The 22,904-nt window shown below is 66.6% G+C and carries 22 protein-coding genes and 1 tRNA gene; 9 read left to right on the top strand and 14 right to left on the bottom strand.

The features are described from left to right. Positions 1–78: 78 nt before the first annotated feature. Positions 79–2,025, bottom strand: coding sequence for an acyl-CoA dehydrogenase family protein (locus QOI01_RS12025; protein ID WP_526381142.1), 1,947 nt, complete (start codon positions 2,023–2,025; stop codon positions 79–81). 102 nt (positions 2,026–2,127) lie between these two features. On the opposite strand from QOI01_RS12025, the gene QOI01_RS12020 reads away from it, so the two are divergent. Further along, the gene (locus QOI01_RS12020; protein WP_526381140.1) at positions 2,128–2,859 is read left to right on the top strand and encodes a VIT1/CCC1 transporter family protein; all 732 of its coding nucleotides are present in this window, start codon (positions 2,128–2,130) and stop codon (positions 2,857–2,859) included. Between the two features lie 102 nt (positions 2,860–2,961). Here the strand turns inward: QOI01_RS12020 and QOI01_RS12015 are convergent, their stop codons facing one another. From QOI01_RS12015 to QOI01_RS12005, 3 genes are all read right to left on the bottom strand, one after another. Then, positions 2,962–3,558 (bottom strand): hypothetical protein, encoded by a 597-nt coding sequence (locus tag QOI01_RS12015; RefSeq protein ID WP_526381138.1) that lies wholly within the window; start codon positions 3,556–3,558, stop codon positions 2,962–2,964. A gap of 122 nt (positions 3,559–3,680) precedes the next feature. Next, positions 3,681–4,892, bottom strand: coding sequence for an MFS transporter (locus QOI01_RS12010; protein ID WP_526381136.1), 1,212 nt, complete (start codon positions 4,890–4,892; stop codon positions 3,681–3,683). Positions 4,893–4,938: 46 nt separating this feature from the next. Continuing rightward, positions 4,939–5,385 carry a MarR family winged helix-turn-helix transcriptional regulator gene (locus QOI01_RS12005; RefSeq protein WP_526381134.1) on the bottom strand — a complete coding sequence of 149 codons (447 nt, stop codon included), beginning with the start codon at positions 5,383–5,385 and terminating at the stop codon, positions 4,939–4,941. A gap of 107 nt (positions 5,386–5,492) precedes the next feature. Between QOI01_RS12005 and QOI01_RS12000 the strand changes: the two genes are divergently transcribed. Beyond that, positions 5,493–7,550: an ABC transporter ATP-binding protein gene (locus QOI01_RS12000; RefSeq protein ID WP_526381132.1), complete on the top strand. Its 2,058-nt coding sequence runs from the start codon at positions 5,493–5,495 to the stop codon at positions 7,548–7,550. Beyond that, positions 7,547–8,377: an energy-coupling factor transporter transmembrane component T gene (locus QOI01_RS11995; RefSeq protein WP_526381130.1), complete on the top strand. Its 831-nt coding sequence runs from the start codon at positions 7,547–7,549 to the stop codon at positions 8,375–8,377. The genes QOI01_RS12000 and QOI01_RS11995 overlap by 4 nt, the downstream gene beginning before the upstream one ends. Here QOI01_RS11995 and QOI01_RS11990 read toward each other — a convergent pair. The 3 genes from QOI01_RS11990 to QOI01_RS11980 form a co-directional block, all read right to left on the bottom strand. After that, entirely contained in the window at positions 8,374–9,717 is a 1,344-nt protein-coding gene (locus QOI01_RS11990) for an ABC transporter substrate-binding protein (protein WP_526381128.1), read from the bottom strand. The two genes, QOI01_RS11995 and QOI01_RS11990, sit on opposite strands and share 4 nt — an antisense overlap. A gap of 94 nt (positions 9,718–9,811) precedes the next feature. Beyond that, positions 9,812–10,645 (bottom strand): carbohydrate ABC transporter permease, encoded by an 834-nt coding sequence (locus tag QOI01_RS11985; protein ID WP_526381126.1) that lies wholly within the window; start codon positions 10,643–10,645, stop codon positions 9,812–9,814. After that, positions 10,632–11,522 carry a carbohydrate ABC transporter permease gene (locus QOI01_RS11980; protein ID WP_526381124.1) on the bottom strand — a complete coding sequence of 297 codons (891 nt, stop codon included), beginning with the start codon at positions 11,520–11,522 and terminating at the stop codon, positions 10,632–10,634. The genes QOI01_RS11985 and QOI01_RS11980 overlap by 14 nt, the downstream gene beginning before the upstream one ends. 37 nt (positions 11,523–11,559) lie before the next feature. Between QOI01_RS11980 and QOI01_RS11975 the strand changes: the two genes are divergently transcribed. Genes QOI01_RS11975 through QOI01_RS11965 form a run of 3 tightly spaced genes read left to right on the top strand, consistent with a single transcriptional unit; the run spans position 11,560 to position 15,314 of the window. Then, positions 11,560–13,077 carry a metallopeptidase TldD-related protein gene (locus tag QOI01_RS11975; protein ID WP_526381122.1) on the top strand — a complete coding sequence of 506 codons (1,518 nt, stop codon included), beginning with the start codon at positions 11,560–11,562 and terminating at the stop codon, positions 13,075–13,077. Positions 13,078–13,111: 34 nt separating this feature from the next. Then, positions 13,112–14,482 carry a metallopeptidase TldD-related protein gene (locus QOI01_RS11970; protein ID WP_526381121.1) on the top strand — a complete coding sequence of 457 codons (1,371 nt, stop codon included), beginning with the start codon at positions 13,112–13,114 and terminating at the stop codon, positions 14,480–14,482. Positions 14,483–14,489: 7 nt separating this feature from the next. Beyond that, positions 14,490–15,314 carry a carboxymuconolactone decarboxylase family protein gene (locus QOI01_RS11965; RefSeq protein WP_526381119.1) on the top strand — a complete coding sequence of 275 codons (825 nt, stop codon included), beginning with the start codon at positions 14,490–14,492 and terminating at the stop codon, positions 15,312–15,314. Here QOI01_RS11965 and QOI01_RS11960 read toward each other — a convergent pair. Then, complete coding sequence (locus QOI01_RS11960; RefSeq protein WP_526381117.1) at positions 15,311–15,685, bottom strand: phage holin family protein; 375 nt, start codon at positions 15,683–15,685, stop codon at positions 15,311–15,313. The two genes, QOI01_RS11965 and QOI01_RS11960, sit on opposite strands and share 4 nt — an antisense overlap. Positions 15,686–15,791: 106 nt before the next feature. Between QOI01_RS11960 and QOI01_RS11955 the strand changes: the two genes are divergently transcribed. Next, positions 15,792–15,865: transfer RNA gene (locus QOI01_RS11955), tRNA-Ile, on the top strand. Between the two features lie 43 nt (positions 15,866–15,908). Here the strand turns inward: QOI01_RS11955 and QOI01_RS11950 are convergent. From QOI01_RS11950 to QOI01_RS11935, 4 genes are all read right to left on the bottom strand, one after another. Continuing rightward, complete coding sequence (locus QOI01_RS11950) at positions 15,909–16,664, bottom strand: nucleotidyl transferase AbiEii/AbiGii toxin family protein (RefSeq protein ID WP_526381115.1); 756 nt, start codon at positions 16,662–16,664, stop codon at positions 15,909–15,911. A 6-nt stretch (positions 16,665–16,670) separates the two neighbouring features. Further along, positions 16,671–17,312, bottom strand: coding sequence for a type IV toxin-antitoxin system AbiEi family antitoxin domain-containing protein (locus QOI01_RS11945; protein ID WP_526381113.1), 642 nt, complete (start codon positions 17,310–17,312; stop codon positions 16,671–16,673). 78 nt (positions 17,313–17,390) lie between these two features. Further along, entirely contained in the window at positions 17,391–18,344 is a 954-nt protein-coding gene (locus tag QOI01_RS11940) for a site-specific integrase (protein WP_526381112.1), read from the bottom strand. Positions 18,345–18,653: 309 nt separating this feature from the next. Continuing rightward, complete coding sequence (locus QOI01_RS11935) at positions 18,654–18,860, bottom strand: helix-turn-helix transcriptional regulator (protein WP_526381110.1); 207 nt, start codon at positions 18,858–18,860, stop codon at positions 18,654–18,656. 370 nt (positions 18,861–19,230) lie between these two features. On the opposite strand from QOI01_RS11935, the gene QOI01_RS11930 reads away from it, so the two are divergent. Then, positions 19,231–19,458, top strand: coding sequence for a hypothetical protein (locus QOI01_RS11930; protein ID WP_526381144.1), 228 nt, complete (start codon positions 19,231–19,233; stop codon positions 19,456–19,458). A 105-nt stretch (positions 19,459–19,563) separates the two neighbouring features. Here the strand turns inward: QOI01_RS11930 and QOI01_RS11925 are convergent, their stop codons facing one another. Continuing rightward, positions 19,564–20,733: a Fic family protein gene (locus tag QOI01_RS11925; protein WP_526381108.1), complete on the bottom strand. Its 1,170-nt coding sequence runs from the start codon at positions 20,731–20,733 to the stop codon at positions 19,564–19,566. A gap of 549 nt (positions 20,734–21,282) precedes the next feature. Further along, a complete protein-coding gene (locus QOI01_RS11920) occupies positions 21,283–21,957 on the bottom strand; it encodes a TetR/AcrR family transcriptional regulator (RefSeq protein ID WP_526381106.1) in 675 nt (224 codons plus the stop codon). Positions 21,958–22,083: 126 nt separating this feature from the next. Between QOI01_RS11920 and QOI01_RS11915 the strand changes: the two genes are divergently transcribed. Further along, complete coding sequence (locus tag QOI01_RS11915; protein WP_526381104.1) at positions 22,084–22,818, top strand: SDR family NAD(P)-dependent oxidoreductase; 735 nt, start codon at positions 22,084–22,086, stop codon at positions 22,816–22,818. The last annotated feature ends 86 nt before the right edge of the window (positions 22,819–22,904 follow it).

The following is a 22,904-nucleotide window of genomic DNA, read 5'->3' as shown; positions in this document are numbered from 1 at the left end:
CCGCCGAAATAGCATTCCCTGTCGTTGAACCGCGCGTTCAACGACAGGGAATGCTATTTCGGCGGGGAGGCCGGGCGACTATCCGGCGTTCTGCTCTTCGTGCTCGTCGGCGTCGGGGATGTGTTCGGGGTGCAGCATCTCGGCGTACCTCAGCTGCTCGGGGATCCCGAAGCCCTCGACCAGAAGCTCGGCGTGCGGGCGCAGCTTGCGGCACCTGTCGTTGATGGCGCGGGTGACGGCCTTGGAGCGCTCGGTGGAAAGGAAGCGGTGCTCGATGAACCACGACTTGTCGTCCTCGATCACCGAAAGGGCATACAGGTCGCACACCAGGCCGAGGATCACGCGGGCCTGCTCGTCCTCGCACGTGTCGATGCCCGCGACGAACGCCTCGAGGACGATGCGGTCGATGTGTGCCTTCGCGGCATGCAGCACGTGGTCCTGCACGGCGTTGAACGCGTCGAACGGCGACATTTCCTTGGACTTGCCCTGCAGCCGACGCGCCACGGACGCGAGCATGTACCCCTCGCGGTCCTCGAACATCTTCACCTGCGTGCCGCGGTTGAACAGCGAGCCCTCCTCCTCGTTGTCCTCCCGCGAGTCGACGATCGTCTGCATGATCGTCTGTGCCGCGGTCCGCTTCAACACCCGCTCGCCCGCGAAGTTCGCCGCGAACCGCACCCATTGCGCCGGGCTCATGCTCTTCACGTCGTCGGCGTAGGCGGTGAGCAATTCCTTGGCCACCAACTGGGTGAGCACGTGGTTGTCGCCCTCGAACGTGGTGAACACGTCGGTGTCGGCCTTGAGCGCGATCAGTCGGTTCTCCGCGAGATACCCCGCACCGCCGCACGCTTCGCGCGCCTCCTGGATGGCGCGGGTGGCGTGCCAGGTGTTGGCGGCCTTCAGGCCTGCGGCGCGGGATTCGAGTTCTCGTTGCTCCTCGGCGTCCGGGTCGTCTGAGGTCTGCAGCTCGTGGCACTTGGCCACCAGTTCGTTTTGCGCGAACTGCAGGGCGTACGACTTCGCGATCAACGGGAACAGCCGGCGCTGATGCACGAGGTAGTCCATGATCAGCACCTCCTGTTCGGCGTCGGGTGCCTCGAACTGCCTGCGCTCCAACGCATATCGGGTGGCGATGTCGAGTGCCACGCGCGCCGCCGCACCGGCGCTGCCACCGACGGTGACGCGACCGCGGATGAGGGTGCCGAGCATGGTGAAGAACCGACGGCCCGGGTTCTCGATCGGCGACGTGTAGGTGCCGTCCTCCGCGACGTCGGCGTACTTGTTCAGCAGGTTCTCGCGCGGGATGCGCACCTGGTCGAACTGGATGCGCCCGTTGTCGACGCCGGGCAGCCCGCCCTTGTAGTGGCAGTCCGAGGTCGTGATTCCGGGCAGGTCGTTGCCGTCGTCGTCGCGGATCGGCACCACGAAGCAGTGCACGCCGTGGCCTTCCCCGTCGGTGATCAGTTGCGCGAAGACGGCCGCGACCCTTGCCGTCTGAGCGGCCCCGCCGATGTAGTCCTTGCGGGACGTGCGCGTGGGGGAGTCGATGACGAACTCCTGGGTGTCCGGGTCGTAGGTGGCGGTGGTCTCCAGCGCCTGGACGTCGCTGCCGTGACCGGTCTCGGTCATCGCGAAGCAGCCCAGCAGTTCGAGGTCGATGAGCTTCTTGACGTACGCCTGGTGGTGGCGCTCGGTGCCGAGGTTCTCGATCGCACCGCCGAACAGACCCCATTGCACGCCGGCCTTCACCATCAGAGACAGGTCCGACATCGCCAGCATCTCGATCTGTGTCACCGCGGCCCCGACATCGCCGTTGCCGCCGTGCTCCTTCTTGAATCCGTCCTCGGCGGCGCCGTTGGCGGCCATGATCCTCAGCTGCTCGGCGACCTTGGTGCGGGCGATGACGGTGTTCGGCGTGTAGTGCGGTTTGAAGACCTCGGAGGAGAGTTCTTTGCGCATCCGGTTCTTCATGTCGAGCCAACGGCCGTCGAGAGCGTTGCGGACATGATCGGCGGTTGTCGTCATAACCGAACGGTAGCCCGCAACGGCACTCGGCAAACTGTGACTTTGCAAACCCAGGTAAACCTGACTACATCGGCTCACAATGGCGGGCGTTGAATCGACGCCATGACCGAGGAGGATTCCGCCCAGCCCATGGCCGGCCTACCGCACCAGATCGACCACCGCCATGCGGACGTGTCCGGTGGGTGGTTGAGGGCGGCCACCTTCGGCGCGATGGACGGCTTGGTCAGCAACACCGCGCTCATCGCGGGTGTGGCGGCCAGCGCCAGCGCGCATGCCGTGCTCCTGGCCGGCGTCGCAGGTCTGCTCGCGGGTGCGTTCTCGATGGCGTTGGGTGAGTACACGTCGATCACGACGGCCAACGAGCAACTCGACTCCGAGGTGCGCGTCGAGCGCCGTTCCTTCCGCAAGTACCCGAAGGAGGAGCGGGCCGAACTGGTCGAGATGCTGGTCGCCATGGGCCTCACCGAGGACACTGCCGTCAAGGCCACCGAGGAGATCCACCGCGACGAGAGTCGGGCGCTGAACTTCCATCTGGTTCAGGAGCTCGGCGTCCACCCGAGCGAGAAGCCGTCACCGTGGGTCGCGGCGGGCGCGTCGTTCCTGATGTTCGCGGTCGGTGCCATCATCCCGCTGCTCCCGTATCTTCTTGGCTTCCCTTCGCTGTGGGCCGGCCTGGCGTGCGGTGGCGTCGGTCTGCTGGTTGCTGGGGGTGTCGCGGCCCGCTTCACGCGAAAGCCCCTCTGGCTCGGGTCGGTTCGGCAGCTGGCCTTCGGAGGGATCGCGATCGGTGCGACCTACGTCGTCGGCATGCTCATCGGAGCGGCGGTCGGCTAACGCCTGGTCCAGGCCATCCGACCACTCGAATCAGTCGGCGGCGCAAGGGGACCCAAGTGTGGCCACGATTCGCCGCCCGGTTGACCTTTCAGCTGCGGACACTCAATGCTCTACGCCGTAACCGCCACGGAGGTCTTTGTGGGCAGCTTTGAGCGTGCGTTCGCAAAGCGCGACCAGCGAGTCGACGTCAAGGCCCGACTCATCGCCGAGTTTCTTGAGCCACGTGGTTTCTTCGTTCTTCAGCTCCGTCCACCTCTGCTGTCCCTCGACCACCGACTGGCCGTCGATCGGCGGGGCGTCGACGGCTGCCTGGACCAACTGCTTCTTACACGTATCAAGCTGGGCCAGCGAGTAGCCGTGCTCGCGGAACTGGCGGTCCCACTCGTCGAGTATCAATTCGGTGAGGTCGCGAACGGGTTCGGCGGCGTAGATCATCAGCTCGGCCACTCCGTCGTCGAGACCCAGACGGGTGCGGAATTCGTACAGCTGCCTGATGGCTTCGGCCCGCCGGTCGCTGGGACTGACATCGGCGCCCACGAGCCCCTCTGCTCCGCGCTTGAGGTGCAGGGTCGCGGAGATCAGGGACTTCAAGACGGCCTTCTTGTCTGCCCCCGCGCGCTTCTCGTAGTCGAGGACGAGCTCGTGGGCCCTGTCGTCTCGCTTGGTTCTGGCGTCGATGCGCTTGGTCCAAATCGCCACGGCCGCAGTCGATAGAACGGACGCAACCGGCACTAGCGTGGTAGAGACCACGGTCAGCACACTCATGGTCGCCCAGTCTGCCCGACCGCGCCGGAGCGTATGCGGTTGTCGGCGAGTTCGATTCAGCTGTCGCTGCCGACGGCGAGGGCAACGGCTTGGTCCCGCGCCTCCTCGTCCGGCGTCTCCTCGTCGTCGATGTGCTTGAGGTGCGGACGCGTGGCGAGCATGACGCCCGCACCCAACAGCACGGCGGCCGCGCCCACCCAGAACGGCAGGTGCGCGTTGAACGTCTCACCGAGAACGCCCGCCAGCCACGGTGCCACGGCGCCGCCGCCGAACCGCAGGAAGCTGTAGGCCGCTGACGCGACGCCACGTTCGACCGGGGCTGCTTTCATGACCGTCTCGGTGATCAGGGTGTTGTTGACGCCGATGAACAGGCCCGCCAACACGACGCACGTCGCCAGCACCGCCCGGTAGTCGGTGCCGACCGCCATCACGGCGAGGAGCAGCGAGAACGCGAGCAGGTTGAGGATGAGCACCCGCACGGTGCCGAACCGGTGCTGCAGACGCGGCGCCACCACCACCGACGTGAAGGCCAGGGCCAGACCCCAGCCGAAGAAGATCAGGCCGATCTGGTGTGCGCTCATGTCGAGTGGGAAGGGCGTGAACGCCAGCAGCGTGAAGAAGCCGAAGTTGTACAACAGCGCGGTGATTCCGACGCCCAGAAGACCACGGTGCTTCAACGCGCGTAGGGGATCGACCAGGCTGGTGGCGCGGGCGGCGGGAGGGGTCGCCGGCAGCAGGAACACCGTGACGACGAGCGCGATCGCCATCAGCGCCGAGACGCCGAAGAACGGGCCGCGCCAAGAGATCGAGCCGAGCACCCCGCCGACGAGAGGCCCGACGGCGATGCCGAGCCCGAGCGCGGCCTCGTACAGGATGATCGCCTGGGCCACCGAGCCGCGGGCGGAGTTGACGATCGTGGCCAACGCCGTCGCGATGAACAGTGCGTTGCCCAGGCCCCACAGCGCGCGCCAGCCGACGATTCCCATCACCGACTCCGACATGCCGGCCAGTCCCGCTCCGGCGATGATGATCACCAGCCCGATCAGCAGGGTGCGCTTGGGTCCGATGCGGCTGGACACCACTCCGGTGATGAGCATCGCGACGCCCATCACGGCCATGTAGCTGGTGAACAGCAGCGACACCTGCGACGGCGTCGCGTGGAGGTTGTCGGCGATCGGCTTGAGGATCGGGTCCACCAGGCCGATGCCCATGAAGGCGACGACGGACGCGAAGGCGACGGCCCAGACGGCCTTGGGTTGACGCCACATGGGCGGCCACTCCTCTTTCGGTTGGCGGTTCAGTTGTCGATGGAATTCAGCGGTTTTCCTGCGCGTCCTCGAGGATCGCGCGCATGACGCGGACCGCGTCGGTGAGAGCCCGGCGGTCGCCGTCCTCGAGACGATCCAGATAGGGGTCGACGACCGCGCCGCGGTCGGTGCGCACCCGGTCCAGCACGTCCCTGCCCTTCTGCGTGATGCTGATCAGCACGGCGCGGGCGTCGGCGGGATCGGTGATGCGGGACACCAGGTCGGCGTCCTCGAGGCGACGGACCTGGGTGGTCATCGTCGGTTGCGAGCAGTGATCGAAGGCTGCGAGGTCGGAGATCCGGGCTGCGCCCTGGTCCTCGATCGTCGACAGCAGACGGGCCTGGGCAAAGGGCAGTTCGAGCTTGACGCGCTGGGTGGCGAGTCGGTTGAGCCTGGCGACCACGGACAACAGATCGGCCGCGAGCGCGGTGCCGGTCGCAGTTGAGGAGGGCATGTCCCAAATTTACATAGAAATTCTATGTAGATCAAACACAGACGCACCGTGGACATGGTCACAGCGCGCTGAGAATCCTCTCGGTCGACAGCTGGCAGAATCGAGAAATGGCGCAGAGCGGTAGCGGGACCGGCTCGGGCGCACCCCGTCGGGCAGGATCGATGCACCCCGACGAGCTGGCACATGCTGCAGTCATGGCCGCACTGAGCGCCGCAACCGCCATCATCGCCGTCGTCGTCCCCTTTGCGGCCGGACTCTCGGTGCTCGGCACCGTCCCCATGGGCCTGCTCGCCTATCGCCACCGCTTCCGGGTGTTGATCGCCGCGACTGTCGCAGGAGGCACGATCGCCTTCCTCATCGCCGGGTTCGGCGGATTGATGACGGTCTTCAACTGCGCCTACATCGGCGGCTTGACCGGCATCGTCAAACGCCGCGGGCGCGGCGCGCCGACCATCACGATCGCGGCGTTGATCGCGGGCGGGTTGTTCGGTCTGGCGGGCGTCCTGTTCCTGATGGTCTTCTCCCGCATCCGCGAGCTGGTCTTCAAGTCCTTCACCGCCAACGCCAACGGAATCGCCGCGATGCTCGATCGATTCTCCGGCCTCGAGGGGTTCGCACAGCGCCTGCGGGGCGACTTCGCGACCGTGCTGACGTATTGGCCCGTCCTGATCATCGGATCGAGCATCCTGAGCATCGGCATGGTCACCCTCATCGGGTGGTGGGCCCTGTCCCGGGTCCTCGTGCGGCTGTCCGGCGTCCCGGACGTGCACAAACTCGACTTCGTCGACGATCCCGCGCCCATTGGGCCGGTGCCCGCCCGACTGCGCGACGTGCGCTTCCGGTACGACGGCGCGAACCACGACGCCCTCGGCCCGGTGTCCTTGACCGTCGACGCGGGCGAGCACGTCGCCGTCACCGGCCCCAACGGGTCTGGCAAGACGACGTTGATGCTTCTTCTGTCGGGGCGCTCGCCCACCGCGGGAACCGTCGACCGGCCCGGCGCCGTCGGCCTCGGCAAGGCTGGCGGGACCGCCGTCGTCCTGCAACATCCCGAGAGCCAGGTCCTCGGCACCCGCGTCGCAGACGACGTCGTCTTCGGGCTTCCGCCGGGCGCCACCACGGACGTGGACGGACTGCTCGCCGAGGTCGGACTGGACGGGCTGGCCGAGCGCGACACCGGCGGTCTGTCCGGCGGTGAGCTCCAGCGACTCGCCGTGGCGGGTGCGCTGGCCCGTGAACCGGCGTTACTGATCGCCGACGAGGTCACCAGCATGGTCGACCAGCAGGGCCGCGAGGGGCTCATCTCCGTCCTGTCGGGGTTGACGAAGAATCATCGAATGTCGTTGGTGCACATCACGCACTACAACGACGAGGCGGAGTCGGCCGATCGGATCATCGACCTGACCGGGAGCGGCGGCACCGCGGACAACGTCGTGATGGTCAGCACCGCACCCGCCCCCGTGCCGACCAGTGCGCACGCCCGCCGTGACGGGTCGCCTCTGCTGGAATTGACGGGCGTCGGGCACGAGTACGGATCGGGAACGCCTTGGGCGTCGACCGCACTGCGTGACGTCGACCTCGTCGTCAACGAGGGCGACGGCGTGCTGATCCACGGACTCAACGGATCGGGCAAGTCAACGCTGGCGTGGATCATGGCGGGTCTGCTGGCGCCGACCTCCGGTACCTGCCTGCTGGACGGCAGGCCTGTGGTGGATCAGGTTGGCGCCGTGGCGATCTCGTTCCAGGCCGCCCGATTGCAGCTGATGCGCGGGCGCGTGGACATGGAGATCGCCGCGGCCTCCGGGCTGGATTACTACGACCACTCCCAGATCGTCGACGCACTGGCCAAGGTCGGCCTCGACCCCGCCATCGGGCTGCGGCGCATCGATCAACTCAGCGGTGGCCAGATGCGCAGGGTCGTGTTGGCGGGTCTGCTGGCCCGCTCGCCGCGGGTGCTGATCCTCGACGAGCCGCTGGCCGGCTTGGATGCCGCCAGTCAGCGGGGGCTGTTGGGGCTGCTGTCGGCACTGCGCAGGGACGCCGGGTTGACCGTCATCGTCATCTCGCACGACTTCTCCGGCCTCGAGGGACTGTGCCCGCGCACGCTGCACCTGCGAGGCGGCGCCGTCACGCCGGCGCCCACGGCGGCCGGAGGTGTCGCGTGACCGCGACCGCGCGCCCCCCACGGCCGGTCGTGCTGCTGCGGCCGGTGCCTGGCCGCACTGTCGTCCACGAGCTCTGGGCGGGCACGAAGCTCCTCGCCGTCGCGGCGATCGGCGTCCTGCTCACGCTCTATCCGGGGTGGGTGCCGATCGCGCTGGTAGGCGCGCTCGTGTTGGTGGCGGCGTGGATCGCCCGCATTCCCCGTGGCGTGTTGCCGTCTGTTCCGCGCTGGTTGTGGGGCGTGCTGTTCTTCGGCGCGCTGACCGCGTCGTTCGCCGGTGGAAGTCCCCACCTCACCATCGGGTCGGTGGACCTGGGGCTCGGCGGACTGTTCAACTTCCTGCACCTGACCGTTCTCTCGATCGTGCTGCTCGGACTCGGCGGCCTGGTGTCGTGGACCACCAACGTCGCCGAGATCGCGCCTGCGGTGGCGAAGATCGGCAGACCGCTGCGGCTCCTGCGCCTCCCGGTCGACGACTGGGCGGTGACGCTGTCGCTGGCGCTTCGCGCCTTTCCCATGCTGATCGACGAGTTCCGCGTGCTGTTCGCCGCGCGCAAGCTCCGGCCGCGCGAGCCTGCCGTCACCTCCCGGGAACGGCGACACCGGATGTCGAGGGAGATCATCGATCTGCTCGCGGCGGCCGTCACGGTGGCGCTGCGCCGCGCCGACGAGATGGGTGATGCGATCACCGCACGCGGTGGTGCCGGGCAGATCTCCGCATTGCCGTCACGGCCGACGTGGATCGACGGCATCGCGGCGGCGGTCGTTGTCGCCGCGTGCGGTGCGTCGGTCGTGGTCGAACTGCTCACCCCGCTGGCGACTACCTAGCGATCTGCCGCCGCGTTCGCCGCGACCTGCGCGTCGGCGAGGCTGGCGGGCACGTCTCGACGCCCGAGGAACATCTCGTCGAAGTACGGCCTTAAAGCCTGATAACCGGCAGGGAAGCCAGGTCCGCCCGGCGCCGCGATGCGAGGTCCGTCGAGCACCTTGAAGAATGGGTTGACGTCGACGCCCCGTGCCGCCCAGTGGTCGAAGTAGGCGGGCTGAGCGGCGATCACCGCGGGGATCGCGGCACCCCCGGCCCCGAGGAACCCGTCGCCGCGGGTGCTGCCCATCCACGCGAGGACCTTGCGCACGGCGTCGGGATGCGGCGAGGCGGCGTTGCCTGCGGCGGCGATGCCGTTGGTCACGCTGACGCGACCGGTCGGGCCCGTCGGCAACATCGTCACCCCCCATCGGAACGGCGCTGCCTCCGCGATCGCGGACAGGTTGTAGGTGCCCGACTGGAACAACGCCATCCGTCCCGCCAGGAACTGGTTGCGCGAGAAGTCGCCGTTGTCATTGGTATCCGCTGGAGGGGGAGCGACGTGGTCGGTGTTGATGAGGCCGACGAGATACTCGAACGCCTGAACCGCCGCGGGGTTGTCGAAGGCGAAGCGGTCGCCGTCGGTGAACAGGCCGCCCGCCGAGCCGATGTAGTTGAGATAGATGCCCTGCAGGTCGTTGGCGGCGTTGTATCCCCACTGCTTGACCCTGGACGGATCGAATCGAGGTGTGTCGGCATGGTTTCCGTCTGCGTCGACGGTCAGCCGGGCCAACAACGGTCGAAGGGTGTCACCGGCAGAGGGGCCACCGGGTGACCAGCGCAGCCCCAACAACTCGGAGCGGTCGACACCCGCCTGATTGAGCAGGTCGGCATTGAAGTACACCGCGATGCCGGCGTCGGTCAGCTGCGGCACCGCCCACAGCACGCCGTCGCGGGTGAACTGTTGCACCACCGGCCCGTCCCAGCCTCGCGCCGCCTCGGGCCCGAGGGTCTTCCCGATGTCGAGCAGCTTGCCGTTGTCGGCGTAACCGGCGAAATAGGCGTTGGACAGCCAGAACACGTCGTCCGCGCCGCCGCCCGCGACGTCGGTGCGCAGGGCGTCGAAGTAGGACGAGTACGCGACGACGTTGACGCGCACCTCGATGTCGGGGTGCTCACGGCTGAACTCGGCGAACGACTCGCGGTAGGCGGCCGCAACCTGTTCGTCCCACAGTCGCACCGTCACCACCGTCTTGCCGGTCCGCTCGCCCGACCCGCCGAGGAGCACGGCGGCGGCCAGCAGCACCGCGAGTCCGAGAGCGAGCGCGCCGACGAACAGCGTCGAGAACTTGGGCTTCGTCACGTCGACCCCCACGCTCTCCCGCCGAGACTGCGCACAGATCGCGAACTTCGCCCACACCGCGATCTGTGCGCAGACTCGACGGCGAAGTGGTGCATCACTTGATCCCCGTGACCACGATCGAGCGGACGACCTGGCGGCCGAACGCGACGAACACCACGATCAGGGGAACGATCGCAACCGTTGTCGCCGCCATCACCAGCGTCCACTGCGCGTCGTACCGCGACTGCAGTCCCGCCGTGGCCACGGTCAGCACCTGCCACTTGCCGCCGCTGGTGATCACCAGCGGCCACATGAAGCTGTTCCACTGCGAGACGACGGTGATGAGCGCCAAGGTGACCAGCACCGGTCGGCTGGCGGGCAGCACCACGTGCACGATGACGTCGAGGGTGTTGGCCCCGTCGATGCGCGCGGCCCTGATCAGATCCGCGGGGATGGTGCGAAAATACTCCCGCAGCAGGAAGATCGCGTACGGCGAGCCGAACATGAACGGCAGCACCAGCGCCCAGAAGGTGTTCCGCAGACCGACTTCGGCCATCATCAGGTACAGCGGCACCACGGTCACGGTCGCAGGCACCATCAGGGTGGCGACGTACAACCAGAACAGGGTGTCGCGGCCGGGGAACTCCATCCGCGCGAACGCATACGCGGCGAGCACCGAGAAGGTCAGCTGCCCCACCAGGATGACGGCGGTCATCAGGGCGGTCACCACGAGTGCCCGACCGAATCCGGCGTCGACCAGACCGAGGTAGTTCGCGAACGTCGGCGGAGCGGGTACGGACAGCGGCGAGGAGGTGTTGAACTGGCGCGCCGAGGTGAACGACGTCAGAAGGCCGAGTCCGAACGGGACCAACGTGATCACCGCGAGGATGGCCAGCACCAGGTAGATCGCCGCATTGGAGGCCGCCCGGCCTGGCCTAAACGAGGTCATAGCTGATCCTGCGCCGGAAGTACTGATGCTGGACGAGCGTCACCCCGAGCAACAGCGCGAACAGCACTACCGCCATCACTGCGGCGCGCCCGACCGCGGCGGCGCCGAAGGCCTCGGCGTAGATGCGGTGGGCGACGAGGTCGGTGCGGCCCAGGGGGCCGCCGTCGGTCAGGGCGTACACAGTGTCGAAAACCTGAGCGGCGCTGATGATTCCGGTGACGAGGACGAAGAACAGCGTCGGCCTCAACATCGGAAGTGTGATCCGCCGGAACCGCTGCCAGGAGTTGGCGCCGTCCGTGCGGGCCGCGTCCTGCACCTCACGCGGGATGGCCAGGATGCCCGCGAGGAAGAACAGCGTCACGTAGCCGACGTTGGTCCAGACCGTGACCGCGGAGACGACGGGCAGCGCGAGGACGGGATCGGTGAGCCACTCGACGGGACGCCCGAGCACGGTGCTCAACGCGCCGTCGGTAGGCGCGAGGATCCACTTCCACAGCACGGCGATGGCCAGCGGTGAGCAGATCCACGGCAGCACGTAGAGCGTCCTGAAGAAACCGCTACCCGGCAGATTGCGGGCGAGCATCGTCGCCGCGAACAATCCCAGCACCGTTTGCACGGGTACCACGGCCAGAATGAAGATCAGGGTGACGAGCATCGACGTGCCGAAGGACGGATCACCCAGTACCGACCGCCAATTCCCCAGCCCCACATAGTCGATCGACCCCAGCAGATCCCAGCGGTGAAGACTCAGCCAGAGCACCACGAGCATCGGCAACAGCAGGAACGTGACGACGCCGAAGAGGCTGGGGGCGAGCAGTGTGTAGCCCACGACGGTATTGCGATTGCGCAGGCGACCCACCCGCTCATTAAAGGTCATCCGGCCCGCTCGAGGACGTTGCCACTACGGTGGAGGCGTGACAGCGCGCCGACGTGTTGATGCCGACTTCCTCGCACTGCCGCGTCACCAGCTGGCCGACGCAGCGCTGTCGGCGGCAGCGTCCGCAGGCGCGAGCTACGCCGACCTGCGGATCCACCGCATCACCACCGAGATCGTCCAACTGCGCGACGGCGAGCTCGAGACGTCGGTCGTCGGCCGCGAGATCGGGCTTGCGGTCCGGGTCATCGTGGACGGCACCTGGGGATTCGCATCGCACGCCGAGCTGGACCCGTCGGTGGCCGCAGAGACCGCGCGCCGTGCGGTGCGCGTCGCCAGCACCCTTTCGCCGCTCAACGCCGAGCGCATCGAGCTCGCGCCCGAGCCGGTGTATACCGACCTCCATTGGGTGTCGGACTACCGCGTCGACCCCTTCGACCTGGCGGCCGCCGACAAGATCGCCGTGCTCGACGAATACTCGGGGCGCTTGCTCGCCGCCGACGGTGTCGACCACGTCTCCGCCGGCCTGCAGGCCGTCAAGGAGCAGACCTTCTATGCCGACACGTTCGGCTCGTCGATCACCCAGCAGCGGGTGCGCGTGCAGCCCACGTTCGAGGCGGTGGCCGTCGACGCCGCTGCGGGCTCGTTCGAGACGATGCGCACCCTTTCTCCGCCGACTGCGCGGGGTTGGGAGGTGCTCGCGGGCGACGACGTCTGGGACTGGTCGACGGAGCTCGCCGAACTGCCGTCCCTGCTGGCCGAGAGGACCAAGGCGCCGACCGTGGTGGCGGGACCGACCGACCTGGTGATCGACCCGTCCAATCTATGGCTCACCATCCACGAATCCATCGGTCACGCGACCGAATACGACAGGGCGATCGGATACGAGGCGGCCTACGCGGGCACGTCGTTCGCGACGCCTGACAAGCTCGGCGTGATGCGCTACGGGTCACCCGTGATGAACGTCACCGCCGACCGGACCGTCGAATTCGGTCTTGCGACAATTGGATTCGACGACGAGGGCGTCCGCGCGCAGAAGTGGGACCTGGTGCGCGACGGCGTCTTCGTGGGCTACCAGCTCGACCGGGTGTTCGCGCCGCGACTCGGTGAGGCCAGGTCGAACGGCTGCTCGTACGCCGATTCGCCGCACCACGTGCCGATCCAGCGGATGGCCAACGTGTCTCTGCAGCCGGGCGTCGAGGATCTGAGCACCGACGACCTGATCGCCCGCGTGCGGGACGGCGTGTACGTCGTCGGGGACAAGTCGTGGTCGATCGACATGCAGCGCTACAACTTTCAGTTCACCGGCCAGCGGTTCTACCGGATTCGCGACGGGCGGCTCGATGGGCAGCTGCGCGACGTCGCCTACCAGGCCACCACGACGGACTTCTGGGGGGCGATGGAAGCGGTCGGAGGGCCGTCGACGTGGCGCCTCGGTGGCGCGTTCAATTGCGGCAAGGCGCAACCCGGGCAGGTGGCGGCGGTCAGTCACGGCTGCCCGTCGGCACTCTTCCGCGGGATCAACGTGCTGAACACCCGGGAGGAGGCCGGTCGATGAGCACCAGCGAAGAGGTCGAATCGAGCAGGCGCCGATGATCAGGGCACCGGAGGTCGTCGGGATCGTCCTGGCTGAGGCTGCGCGTCGCGGTGGAGCCGACGAGACGATCGTGTTGGTCACCGACCGGGCGACGGCATCGCTGCGGTGGGCGGGCAACTCGATGACCACCAACGGCGAATCTCTCAGTCGAGACACGACCGTGATATCGATTGTCCGCCAAGGTAAGAGCGCACACGTCGGCTCCGTGAAGTCCAGCGAGGTCGATCCCACGGCGGTCGCCGCACTGGTGGCCGCGTCGCAGGAGGCTGCCCGCTCGGCTCCGGAGGCGCGTGACAACGCGCCGACGCTGGCAGGTACCGAGACCCCGTACGACTGGGATGCGCCCGTTCCCGAGACCGCGGCCTATGCCTTCGCCGAAGTGGCGAAGAGCCTGGCGAGCGCGTTTCGTGGCAGCGACCGCCTGTACGGCTTCGCCCGCCACGAGCTGGAGACGACGTTCCTGGCCACCTCGAGCGGCCTGCGTCGGCGCTACACCCAGCCGACCGGGTCGGTGGAGATCAACGCCAAGCGCCATGGCGCCAGCGCCTGGGTGGGCGTCGGGACACCCGACTTCGTCGACGTGCCAACCGATTCCATGCTCGAGGAACTGTCGACCCGGCTGGGCTGGGCGGACCGCAGCATCGAACTGCCCGCCGGCCGCTACGAGACGTTGATGCCGCCGTCGACGGTCGCCGACATGATGATCTACCTCGGCTGGTCCATGGACGGTCGCGGTGCGCAGGAGGGCCGCACCGCGCTGTCCGCGCCGGGCGGTACGCGAGTGGGGGAGAAGCTCACCGACCTTGGGTTGACGCTGTACTCGGACCCGGCCGCATCGGGCCTGCAGTCGTCGCCGTTCGTGGCGGCGACGAGCTCGTCGGAGCGGGTGTCGGTGTTCGACAATGGCATGGACATCGGTCGGACCGACTGGATTCGCGATGGCGCGATCAACGCGCTGGCCTACCCTCGGGCGGCGGCGGCGGAGTTCGACGTCCCCGTCGCCGTGCCAGCGGAAAACATGTTGATGACCGGAGGCTGGGCGGGTCTGGCCGACATGATCCGCCGCACCGAGCGCGGCCTGCTGCTGACCACGCTGTGGTACATCCGCGAGGTCGATCCCGCCGTGCTGCTGCTGACGGGTCTGACCCGCGACGGTGTGTACCTCATCGAGGACGGCCAGGTCACCGGCGCCGTCAACAACTTCCGTTTCAACGAGAGCCCGCTGGACCTGCTGCGTCGCGCCACCGAGGCCGGAGTCAGTGAGACCACGCTGCCTCGGGAGTGGGGTGACTGGGCCACCCGCGCGAGGATGCCGTCGCTGCGGATTCCCGACTTCCACATGTCCTCGGTGAGTCAGGCGCAATAATCGCGGTATGGACGACGACCAGTTGTACGGCATGCTGACGCGGTTGATGGCGCTCTCGCCCGAGGGCGATGCGGGCCTCAACGCACTGGTGCGGACGGTCTGCGCTGAGGCGCTGTCGTTGCCACCCCTGATTGCTCAGGGTGACGCCGACGACGATCCGTTGGTCGCCGAGTTCGCCGAGCAGTTCGCCGTCGACGTTTCGGTGATCAGCTCGGAGCAGCGCGCCGCGTTCATGACGGCGTTGGGCACCAAGGCATTCCGCATGGCTGCCTTGATCTTCATCGCCGACTTCGTGCCGCGTGTTCGGGAGGGCCTGACCGCGCTCGGCTTCGCGCCCGTCGTCGAGCCCGTCGTGTGGGACCGCGACACGGATCCAGTCGACCTGCTGCTCAATCAGTTCGCGCCGATGGTCGGCGCTCTGCGCACCCTGGATCCCGTCACGACCGAGGTGGTGCGACTGCGCGGCGCGGTGCAGCACAATTGCCGCCTGTGCAAGTCACTGCGCGAGGGTGCAGCCCTCGACGCCGGCGGGACCGAGTCGCTGTACTCCGACATCGAACGGTATGAGTCGTCCGTTCTGCTCGACGAGCGTCAGAAGGCCGCGCTGCGCTACGTCGACGCGTTGATCTGGAGACCGTCGAAGATCGATCCAGACGTCGCCGCGGGAGTGCGTATGCACTTCTCCGATGCCGAGGCTTTCGAGATCACCCTCGACGTGATGCGCAACGCGGCCAACAAGATCGCGGTCGCGCTGGGCGGTGACGCGCCGCGCGTCGAGGAGGGGACCGAGCGGTACTTCCTGGGGCTGGACGGCCAGCCCGTGTACGGCTAGCCGACCTTCTTCTTCAGGATCAGCATCGGCAGCACCAGCGTCGCCACCGCGGTGACGAGCCACACCACGACCGTGGCGGCCACCCACGATCCGATGCCGCGGATGCTCAACCCGTGGGTGAGCAACGACGCGAGGATCAGCGCCGCCAGCGTGGACACCAAGCCGATGCCGCCGAGGAACGCCGACGCGTAGCGGCTGGCCATCTTCAGGAAGAACGGCGAGAGGATCGCCTGGGCGATGGTGAAGATGACCACGGCGGTGATGAAGGCGAGCGGCCGAACGGTCACGCCGGGCACCAGCCACGACGCCACCAGCAGTCCGATCGCCGAGGATCCGAGGAAGACGACGACGCGCAACAGGAAGCGGATCACCGTCGGAGCCTAATCCGACGAGGTTGAGCATGATCGGCGTTCGGATATCGCCGGCGACGGGCGCCGGCAGGCTCGTGCGACCATAGTGGCCGCGCACACGCGCCAGGGGGCGGTAGCTCAGTTGGTTAGAGCCGCGGACTCATAATCCGTTGGTCCTGGGTTCAAGTCCCAGTCGCCCTACGTCAGAGGCTGTTTTTCAAGATCAGTCTCGCCGAGTCATCGTTTATTCATCGTTTATAGGTGCGACGGCCGCGCGCCAGGCTTCCCGCACGGCTATGACGGCCTGGTGCGCAGAGACCGTGATGCGGGTCTGCCCGGCCAGCTGGGCCTGCCATTCGGCGTCGGTTGGCGCGGACGTGAACAGTCGTGACGTCGGCGGATGGTTGGTGGGACCGTAGCGTCGGTAGAGGTCCGCGGCTTGTCGGTCGATTGCGCCCAGCTCGCTCAGAGCCCATAGGTCCCAGAGATCGCGAGCACCTTTCCGGTCGGCCCACGTCGACGTCTTTGACGCGGCGAAGGCGGGCAGTGTCGGAACGAGCAACTCGGCCGCGGGAGCGTCGTCATAGCGCTGGACGATCGCCCGTCGCTCGGACGGCCAGACCACCCGATCCCGAGCGGAGAGCAGCTGGATTCTCACGGACAGCCCACTCGGTGATCGCAGAATTGCGGGGAGAGTGCTCGCCACGCTGCTCAGAGTTGGTTCCAGCGTGAGTCGACCATGCGTGCGTGAAAACGCACGGGGGAGCGCGGCATCGAGTGCCGCGGCTACGGACTTGCGATCGTCGATGGCGATCAAGTCGATGTCCTCACTGAGTCGCCCGTCCCGCAGGTGCGTACGGGCCAGTGCGGTGCCGCCGATGAAGTGAACACGGTCTCCGAACAGTCGTGCTGAGAAATGCGAGCACGTGTGAAATGAGGTGGTCGCGCTCGACTTGTTCGGTGGGCACGCCGAATTGTGCTGCCACCAAATCGCGTTCATTGCCGTTCACGTCTGGGCCCAGGTCTCGGCACGCCGTAGCGACGCCGTCCGCCGTTGTTGGGTTGCGAGCATGGACAACCGTTGTTGGTCGCTGCGCGCATAGAGCGCGGCCACTGCAGAGCGAATGTCGACTTCGACGTCGCCCAGTTGTGGGCGATGGGCAAGGTCGAGGACGGTCTGTTCGGGTGTCGTCACCAACGCCGCCCCCAGGGGTGTGTCAATGAGCTCGGCGTCCAGGCGGGCGGTGTCGCGTTTGACGAACCGCACGACCGCCGGCCGATCTGACAGTTCGATCTCTCGGTGCTGGCGAGGCACGGCGATGGTCGCAGTGGCCAGCGCGCGGGGAATCGCCCCATGCAGCCGTGCTGCGCTCGGACCCATCACGATGACGTCGTATGGACCGTAGATTGCTGACGCGATGCCCGCGGCTGTCGCCTCCAGGCCCGGCGTCCAGTTACGGCCCACCATGTCCTGCGGGACGACGATGTAATAGCCGTCGGCGACCCGATGAAGAAGTCCGCGTTCACTGAGCCGGACCAACTGAGCCCGTGGATGGGCATAGATTCCGCTGGCATCTCTTGGGCGGATGGTCTTCATCGGCGCCTGCGTCAGGCCAGGCGGTATCGGAGTGCTGCGGCTCTGCGGCATGTCCACTCCTTGAGTACGCAAATCGTATCTCTGTAGAGTACGAAACGCATACTCCTCCGCGCAAGCACGCGGATACACCTATGCGTTGTGTTGGCCATCAGATTCATCGACCAGCCGGTCCAGCATGTCGGCCACTTGGCTGTGAACCCGGCCCCGGCTCACGTATTTGTCCTGAGTCATCGACACGTTGGTATGGCCGAGGTGATCGGCGCCGATTCGCGCGGAGAGACCCTTGTCATCGATGAGGGTCGCGAGCGATTTCCTGAAACTGTGTGTGGTCACGTTCGGCACGCCGAGATCGTCGCGGACCTGCCGCCACTGCTTGTTGAAGTTGTTCGGATCCCGGAACGTACCGGCCGTCGACGAGAAGATCATCGGCTGTTGGCCAAGGAACGGCAGTTGGCGCCGTGCCTTCAGGACGTCGATGGCGAAGCGGGGCAACGGCAGGGTCCGCAGACCCGCTTCGCTCTTGGCCGTATCCTGGCGCTGGAGGCCTAGGCCCGACGCGCGGCCTACCTTTCCCGTCACCGTCAGGGTGCCGGCGTCCGCGTTGAAGTCGCTCCACAGCAGACCCAGGAGTTCGGACTCCCGTAGACCAGTGGCGATCAACAGGGTGATCGGATCGACCAGGTCATGGTTTCGGCACGCTTCGGAGACCCGCAGTTTGTCGAGTAGGTTGCGGAGCTGCTGGGCAGTCAACGCCGTGGCGCCTTTCGGCCGGCTCGTGGATTTAATCGATTGCACGTCGCGCACCGGATTGCTGCCGAGCACGTTCGCCATCACCGCCAAGTGAAGTGCGCCGTGCAGGATCGTCTTGGCTTGCCGCGCCGTCACGGGTCCGTGCGCAGCTCGCATTGACCGCAGCGCGGCGTCGATGCGAGCGGGGGTGGTCTCACCGAGACGCACGCCCCCGATGAACTTTTGCAACTTGGCAGCCGCGTACCCGTAGGTGTCCAGAGTTCGCGCCGAACGCCCGTCCTCGGCGAGACGCTTGAGGTGCTCTTGAACGAGCGCCGACACCAGCGTCGCCAAGCCGATCGCGTCTTGAACTGGCAGCCGTCTCTCGACGAGCGCTGCCTTGAGTGCGTCCTCCGCGAGCTTCCGTATTGGTCGTAGTCGTCCAGCGGCCCGACGCGCTGCACGATACGAGTAACGCCGTCGCGGTCTCGGTAGCGGCACTTGGCCAGCCAGGTCCCATTGCCAAGGCGGATCCGGGTGATCTTGCCGTGATCACCGATTCTGAGCGATGGCCTGCCTGCCATGGGTTACCCCTGCTGTTGCCAGACAGCGCCAGTCGCGCTGTCGACGTCGAGCGTCCGAGCAATCATCAACCCATGATATTCAAGCGGTATGACGCTTGTCCTGGGCGAATTGCTTCCTTTCCCAATCAATTACATCGCTCAACAGGTAGCGCACATGTCGGCCAAACTTGGCGTAGCGCGGGCCGGTTCCCTTGGATGCCCATTCGGCCGGCGTTTTCACGGGCAGTCCGTATCGGTCGGCGAGCTCCTGGCGGGTAAGCCATTTGTCGTCTGTGTTCTCGTCCATGGCGGTCACTTCCTCATCGGTCCGCCCCAGTTCGGGTAATCCAACTGTAAGTCGGCCTGCAGACACCACCCCCGCTATTTTGGTCGGCCCGAATCGCCCGTTCGGTTTGTCGGCGCGGCGAAACGCGCTCGCGTCAAAGACGCCATCTCAACCATTCTCATCGACACCCAATCCCTTTTCATTTAAGTCCCATAGCTCACTCACTCATTCCCATCGAATCCCAAAACCGTTTTATACCAAGTACATACGAATATCTGCCTCTAACCGCCACCCTCAAGAAAGTGCATCGGCACATTTGCACAAGGGTGCGAGAATGGTTGTGGCGCAGCAGATGCGTCCACTCCCCGGGCCGTGAGCGAGTAGGCCATTGTTGACAATCTCGAAGCTGAAGCGGTGGTCGATCAACTACTACATCGACACCGCCACCACATCTGAGCGCGCCGGCCGGGATCTCCAGCGCGCCAACAGCGGTCTCGGTGAGTACTACTCCGAGCACGAAACCCGAACCCCCGTGTGGCTGGTGGGGCGGAGCTGGAAACGCTGGCGGTGGTCGGTGCTGCAGTCGTGGCCGACGACGACGACGGCGAGGTCCACGTAATCAGCGTGGCGGACGCCGAGCACTACGCCGATCGAGCGGTCGGTGTTCATGCCGTCGTCGCGCGAGACCCACTGACCAGCGGCCGGCCGGCCGACCGACCGACCATCAACCTCGTCGGCCCGCCCGCTCGGCGAACCCGTCGAGCGCGACGAGCACGTCGGGTGCGCGCCAGGCGCGGTTGCGGGCCCGGTCGGTGAACTCGACGAGGATCCCGGCGTCGGTGAGCGGACCGAGGTAGCGGCGTGGGTGATCTGTCCGGATGCCCAGTTCGTCACGCACCAGCACGGCGTTGATGACCGGGCGCCGGGTGAGCAGGTCGGCGACCTTCCACACCGCCGAGTCGGCGCGGGCGGTGATCCTGTCGTTCCAGCTCTCCCGAATCTCCCGCAGTTCGGTGACCAGTTGCCGGCCGTTGGTGGTCGCCCGAGCACTCGCCTCGGCGAACCGCTCGACGATGGGTGTGGCATCGCCGTGGCGGTACGCGGTGAGCGCGGCGATGTATCCGTCGGTGTCGGCGAGCAGCCCCGCTGAGACCGGCACCGTGACCTGTCGAGTGAGGCCCTTGTTGTGCAACATGGCCTGCACCAGGGCGCGGCCGGTGCGACCGTTGCCGTCGGTGAACGGGTGGATGGTCTCGAATTGTGCGTGCGCCACGGCGATCTGGGCCAACAGGGGAACGTCGTCGCGAGCGGCGAAGGTCATTAGATCGTCGATGGCGGCGGGCACGCGGGTGTGACTGGGCGGGACGAACTGTGCCGACAGCGGACTGTTGCCTCCGCCGATCCACACCTGCTCGGTTCGCCATTGTCCCGGGGTGTGACGCGGCTGGCCTCCCATCAACGCAGCGTGCATCGCCAGAATGGCTGCGGCATCGACGGTGTCCGACAGTGCGAGCGCCGCGGTCATGGCAGCGGTGTTGGCGACGATTTGTTCTGCGTTCGGCTTCCCCTTCCCGCCGGGCAGCTCCGCCTCGGCGATCGATCGCGCCGAGGCCGTGAGGTTCTCGATGCGGGAGCTGGCTGCCGATTCCGATCGCAGCAGCACGGCGGCGAACGGTGCGATCTCGCCGCCGAGTTCAGCGTCGAAGCGGGTGATGTCGTGGCTGGCGTCTTCCATGTCGGCGAGCGCGCTGGGTGCCAGCGCGAGGTCCAGGTCGGCGATAGAGGGTGGGATGGCCGCCTGGTAGGACCCGCTTCGGCGTGATCGGGAGTATGGGCTCTCAGAACTCGGCGTCCAGCGCAACGTGTCATAGGTGATCGGGGCAAGTGTCGCCATGGCATCATGATAGCGACACTTAGCGACATAAGTGTCGCTACTGAATGTGGGAAGCGTCCGTTAGTTGTGGTTCAAGCTGTCGACGCCAGGCTCGACCTGATCCTTGACGATCCTCAACATTCCGTCCAGCCTCCCGCACAGGACGTGACATATCCCCGACCTCGGACGATGCTCGATTCAGATGCGGTGACGTCGCTGCTGGGGCAGCTCCCAGACCCCGATTCTCGGCCCAGATCCGGTGGGGTGCAAAGTCACTCGCTACTAATCGGCGATGGCGGACGAGAATTCCCGTTCCCGCAACGAGTCGGGTATCGGCCCTGGTGAGGCACTTTCGGTGGCCGGTGCGGCGGCGATCCGGCTGGTTGAGCGCCCGGGGCAGCGCGGCTGCGACTGGACGGATGTCTCCCACCAGCGACATCGACCTCTTTTCGGTGCGGGAAGTTCCTGTCCCGCAGCTTGTCTCGGACTAGCAGCGACGCTCAGAAGTCGAGGGGGAGTGTGCCCTGAGGGATTTATCGTTTCTCTAAAAACGAGACACCGCAAGGAAGGTCAGCTATTTAGCGAGGTGAGCACTTCAGCCGGGCTGACCAACGGATGCGAGCCGGCGCGCGGCTCCGTCCCGGCTGACGGGTTCCCGCCTGCGTCGGGCGGTGCCGCTGCGGTGGGGATGGCGTTGTCGATGAGGAGGACTGCGATGGCGGCGGCGGTGGCGAAGGTTTCGGTGTTGAGGACTCGGTTGCGGGCCGAAGCGCCATCCAAGAGCAGCGCCAGTTGTTCGCCGAGCTGTTCGGGGTTGGTGGCGCCGGCCTCGCGCGCGGTTTCGGTGAGCCGCGCGGCAAAGGCCTTCTTGTAGTCGCGGGCGTGCACGCGTGCGGGGTGGCCCGGGTCGTGGATTTCGACGGCCGCCGCGATGAACGGGCACAGGGGCGCGTGGATGTCGAAGGTGGCGAGGAGCCGTTCGCGAGGTGTGAGGTCGGCGCGGTCGAACACCTCGGGCGCGATGTCGGGATCGAACCGGCGTAGGTGTTCGGCGATCAGCTCGTCCTTGCTGGTGAAGTGCTGGTAAAACGTGCGCTTGGACACCTGGGCCACCGCGCAGAGCTGGTCCAGGCCGGTGCCGTTGATGCCTTGATCGCGGAACAGTTGTCGTGAAGCGCCGAGGATGCGCTCTCGTGCGCCCCGGCCGCGGCGCAGGCCTTTCGGTCCCTTCTCCAACTCCGTCATACACCCAGCGTAGCCCAGTTGGGTACCGATCGGTGTGCATAGCTTGCATTCCCCCGAACCGTTCGATACGTTAAGTATGCAGTTCGGTGTACATAACATCGGCACTATCGAATGAATGGAGTGATCGTGGGAAAACTCGATGGCAAGGTCGCGGTAATCACCGGCGCGACAAGTGGCATGGCGCTGGCCGGCGCCAAGTTGTTCGTTGACGAAGGAGCTCACGTCTTCATCACGGGCCGACGGAAGGACGCGGTGGAGGAAGCCGTCGAACTGATCGGGCGGAACGTGACCGGCGTGCAGGGCGATTCGGCCGACCTCGACGATCTGGACCGTTTGTTCGACACGGTCAAGCAGGAAAAGGGCGCGATCGACGTGTTGTGGGCAAGCGCCGGGGTGGGCAAGCAGAGCAAGCTCGGCGAGATCACCGAGGAGGACTTCCATGACGCCTTCTGGCTGAACGCACGCGGCACACTGTTCACGGTCCAGAAGGCGCTGCCACTGTTCAACGACGGCGGCTCGATCCTGATGACCGGGTCGAACGCATCGCTGCGGGGCTACCCCAATTGGAGTGTGTACGCGGGAAGCAAGGCCGTGCTACCCGGCTACGCACGTGTGTGGGTGTCGGAGTTGAGGGACAGGAAGATCCGAGTGAACGTGCTGACCCCCGGCCAGGTTGGCACGGCGGCGTTGGCGCAGGTGATGACCGAGGAGCAGAAGGTGCAGTTCGAGTCCGTTATCCCGCGGCGAGAGATGGGTCGCCCTGAGGAGATCGCGTCGGCCGCTTTGTTCCTCGCCTCGGAAGACTCGAGTTATGTCAACGGCACGGAGTTGGTTGTCGACGGCGGCACCTCAGCGATCTAGTGAGAGACACCGGGATGTACGCCGACAAAGACGTCGCCCCGGACCGCGGCCACCAGCGCAGAAGGAGTACCGGCCTTCCTATTTCC

Source organism: Mycobacterium sp., assembly GCF_032162605.1.
In the GTDB taxonomy this organism is placed as follows: domain Bacteria; phylum Actinomycetota; class Actinomycetes; order Mycobacteriales; family Mycobacteriaceae; genus Mycobacterium.
The sequence above is the reverse complement of the archived record's forward strand: the minus strand, read 5'-3'. Positions and strand labels throughout refer to the sequence as shown.

Bases quoted from the DNA above. Each gene is read 5' to 3' on its own strand.
- QOI01_RS11985 (WP_526381126.1), bottom strand. From the start codon at position 10,645: ATGACCTCGTTTAGGCCAGGCCGGGCGGCCTCCAATGCGGCGATCTAC.
- QOI01_RS11980 (WP_526381124.1), bottom strand. From the start codon at position 11,522: ATGACCTTTAATGAGCGGGTGGGTCGCCTGCGCAATCGCAATACCGTC.
- QOI01_RS12020 (WP_526381140.1), top strand. From the start codon at position 2,128: ATGACCGAGGAGGATTCCGCCCAGCCCATGGCCGGCCTACCGCACCAG.
- QOI01_RS11945 (WP_526381113.1), bottom strand. From the start codon at position 17,312: ATGCCGCAGAGCCGCAGCACTCCGATACCGCCTGGCCTGACGCAGGCG.
- QOI01_RS12000 (WP_526381132.1), top strand. From the start codon at position 5,493: ATGGCGCAGAGCGGTAGCGGGACCGGCTCGGGCGCACCCCGTCGGGCA.
- QOI01_RS11935 (WP_526381110.1), bottom strand. From the start codon at position 18,860: ATGGACGAGAACACAGACGACAAATGGCTTACCCGCCAGGAGCTCGCC.
- QOI01_RS11970 (WP_526381121.1), top strand. From the start codon at position 13,112: ATGATCAGGGCACCGGAGGTCGTCGGGATCGTCCTGGCTGAGGCTGCG.
- QOI01_RS12025 (WP_526381142.1), bottom strand. From the start codon at position 2,025: ATGACGACAACCGCCGATCATGTCCGCAACGCTCTCGACGGCCGTTGG.
- QOI01_RS11965 (WP_526381119.1), top strand. From the start codon at position 14,490: ATGGACGACGACCAGTTGTACGGCATGCTGACGCGGTTGATGGCGCTC.
- QOI01_RS11925 (WP_526381108.1), bottom strand. From the start codon at position 20,733: ATGGCGACACTTGCCCCGATCACCTATGACACGTTGCGCTGGACGCCG.
- QOI01_RS11950 (WP_526381115.1), bottom strand. From the start codon at position 16,664: ATGAACGCGATTTGGTGGCAGCACAATTCGGCGTGCCCACCGAACAAG.
- QOI01_RS11920 (WP_526381106.1), bottom strand. From the start codon at position 21,957: ATGACGGAGTTGGAGAAGGGACCGAAAGGCCTGCGCCGCGGCCGGGGC.
- QOI01_RS12010 (WP_526381136.1), bottom strand. From the start codon at position 4,892: ATGTGGCGTCAACCCAAGGCCGTCTGGGCCGTCGCCTTCGCGTCCGTC.
- QOI01_RS12005 (WP_526381134.1), bottom strand. From the start codon at position 5,385: ATGCCCTCCTCAACTGCGACCGGCACCGCGCTCGCGGCCGATCTGTTG.